At 70.1% G+C, this 1,537-nt stretch carries 2 protein-coding genes and 1 pseudogene; 1 reads left to right on the plus strand and 2 read right to left on the minus strand.

From position 1 onward, the window contains the following. Together RMO85_RS13285 and RMO85_RS13290 are read right to left on the minus strand one after the other, a co-directional pair. A pseudogene (locus RMO85_RS13285) lies at nt 1–464 on the minus strand (rhomboid family intramembrane serine protease); the annotation flags it as partial. 29 nt (nt 465–493) lie between these two features. Continuing rightward, nucleotides 494–1,000, minus strand: a complete 507-nt coding sequence (locus tag RMO85_RS13290) for a peptidylprolyl isomerase (protein ID WP_310529202.1) — start codon at nt 998–1,000, stop codon at nt 494–496. A 127-nt stretch (nt 1,001–1,127) separates the two neighbouring features. Here RMO85_RS13290 and RMO85_RS13295 point away from each other — a divergent pair. Beyond that, a partial coding sequence (locus RMO85_RS13295; RefSeq protein WP_310529203.1) for a hypothetical protein occupies nt 1,128–1,537 on the plus strand: 410 nt, incomplete at its 3' end.

Genomic DNA, 1,537 nt, shown 5'->3' on the forward strand with positions numbered 1-1,537 from the left:
CTGGTGAGAAGTTGCCAGTAGGCGCCGTCGGCGACGCCCGGCACCCAGCGGCCGTCGGCCTGGGCGAACTGCTGGCACAACCCCTCGGCGGTGAGGTTGGGGTAGTAGCCGCCCTGGTCGGCCGCGCACGTCCCGACCGGGACCAGCGCGAGGCGCCGAATCAGGTCGCTGCCCTGCCAGCCGGTCGCCAGGATCGCCAGCCACACGGCGACGTTGGTGGCGATCAGGGCCATCGAGGTGAGCGCCGGATTGCCGGAGCGGAGCCCGCCGTACGCCGTCCGGCCCGAGCGCGTCTGCTTGGCGCCCTCGCTCACGCAGGACGGGCACTGGAAGCCGACCGCCGCATCGCGCATGCAGTCGGGGCAGATGGGGCGCTCACACCGCTGACAGCGGATCCAGGTCTCGCGACCGGCGTGCCGATAACAGGTCGGCACGCCGGCCGCGGGATCAGCCTCGGTGGCCATCAGGCGCAGTGCTCATCAGCGGTGTGGTGTCAGCGCTCGATGGTGAGGGATTCGATGACCACCGGGTCGACGGGGCGATCGCCCGCACCCGTGCGGGTGACACCGATCTTGTCCACGACATCGCGCGAAGCCTGGTCCGCGACCTCACCGAAGATGGTGTGCTTGCGGTTGAGCCACGGAGTTGCGCCGAGGGTGATGAAGAACTGCGAGCCGTTGGTGCCGGGGCCGGCGTTGGCCATGGCGAGCAGGTAGGGCTTGTCGAAGACGAGCTCGGGGTGGATCTCGTCCTTGAACGTGTAGCCGGGGCCGCCGGTGCCGGTGCCCTGCGGGCAGCCGCCCTGGATCATGAAGCCCTCGATGACCCGGTGGAAGCCGAGGCCGTCGTAGAACGGTCCGGTCCGGTCACCGGCCGAGTAGTCCTTGGTGCCTTCGGCCAGTCCGACGAAGTTGTCGACCGTCTCGGGCGCGTGATGGGGGAACAGGGTGATGACGATGTCGCCCTGGTTGGTCTTGAGGGTGGCCTTCGGGTCCGCCATGGGGGTGCCTCTCGCATTGGTGAAGTCAACGCACCGATCCTGCCATGACCCCCCACAGCCGGGCGGGGGCTGGTCGCCTCATGGGGCGCATGATGAGATGGAGTCACCACTCTCTAGGAGGACACGCATGCGGATCCGCAAGCAGAAGTCGCTCATCGACCGGGCCCACGACTACGTCGAGTCCGTCGCTGAAACCGTCATCCCGCAGCTCGAGGCGGCCTACGAGTCCGCTCGGGACAAGGCCGGCCCGGCGATCGCCGAGGCTCGCGACAAGGTCGCACCCGCGATCGCGGATGCCCGCGAGAGGGTCGCACCCGTGATCACCGAGGGTCGCAACCTCGCCGCCGAGAAGGCGTCCGCCGGTGCCGCAGGTGTGGCGGAGAAGGCCGCGGCGTCACGGGAGTACGCCGCCGCCGCGATGGCCGCCGGCGCCGCCGGCGCGGCCGAGAGGGCCGCCTCGTCCCGGGAGTTCGCCGCCGCCAAGGTGGCTGAGCTCCGCAACGAGCCCGAGCCGAAGGGCTCGAAGCTGAAGAGGGT

This window comes from Nocardioides sp. (genome assembly GCF_031422975.1).
In the GTDB taxonomy this organism is placed as follows: domain Bacteria; phylum Actinomycetota; class Actinomycetes; order Propionibacteriales; family Nocardioidaceae; genus Nocardioides.